At 74.1% G+C, this 919-nt stretch carries 1 protein-coding gene; it reads left to right on the forward strand.

Annotation, left to right across the window (positions count from 1 at the left end):
- Positions 1–919 (forward strand): cellulose biosynthesis cyclic di-GMP-binding regulatory protein BcsB (locus tag L810_RS43750; RefSeq protein ID WP_042978553.1); only part of this gene is annotated, 919 nt, incomplete at both ends.

A 919-nucleotide genomic window follows, 5' to 3' on the forward strand; every position in this document is an offset into this window, starting at 1 on the left:
CCTCGGGCGCGATGCCGGCGCCGGTGCTCGCGGCCGCGGCCGCGCCCGCGGCGGCCAGTGCGCCGTCCGCCGGCTTGCCGGCGACGACGGTGCATCTGCCGTTCGCGTCGCTCGGTGCGTTCGATCCGCTGCGCCTGCGCGGCGCCGACGACGCGCGCACGATCAACGCGGGCGTGCGGCTCGACCGCGTGGTCACCGGCGCGCGGCTGCGCCTGACCTACGCCTATTCGCCGTCGCTGGTGTTCCCGATGTCGCACCTGAAGGTGTCGGTGAACGGCGAGGTGATCGCGACCGTTCCGTTCGACGCCGCGCAGGCGGGCCGGACGGTCACGCAGGAAATCCCGATCGATCCGCGCTATTTCTCGGATTTCAACCAGATCGGCCTGCGCCTGATCGCGCACTACACGCTCGACCATTGCGAGGATCCGTCGAACTCGGCGCTGTGGGCCGACGTGAGCCCGAAGAGCGAGCTGATCCTCGACGAGTCGCCGGTGCGCCTGCCGAACGATCTCGCGCTGCTGCCCGCGCCGTTCTTCGATCGGCGCGACAACGGCCGCGTGCGCCTGCCGTTCGTGCTGCCGGCGTCGCCGGATTCGGCGACGCTGCGCAGCGCGGGCGTGCTCGCGTCGTGGTTCGGCGCGCTGGCCGACTACCGGCATGCGCGGTTCCCGGTGTCGTCCGGGCTGCCGACGGACGACCAGGCGGTGGTGATCGGCACGGCCGCGACGCTGCCGGCCGGCCTCGCGCTGCCGTCGATCAACGGCCCGCTGCTCGCGGTGGCCGACAACCCGGCTGCGCCGGGGCGCAAGCTGCTCGTCGTCACGGGCCGCACGGCGGCCGAGGTCGACGACGCGGTCGCGACGCTCGTGCTGGGCCGCGCGGCGCTGTCGGGGCCGGCGGCGACGGTCGCGCACGTCGA

The sequence above is a fragment of the Burkholderia sp. AU4i genome (assembly GCF_000466765.1).
GTDB lineage: Bacteria > Pseudomonadota > Gammaproteobacteria > Burkholderiales > Burkholderiaceae > Burkholderia > Burkholderia cepacia.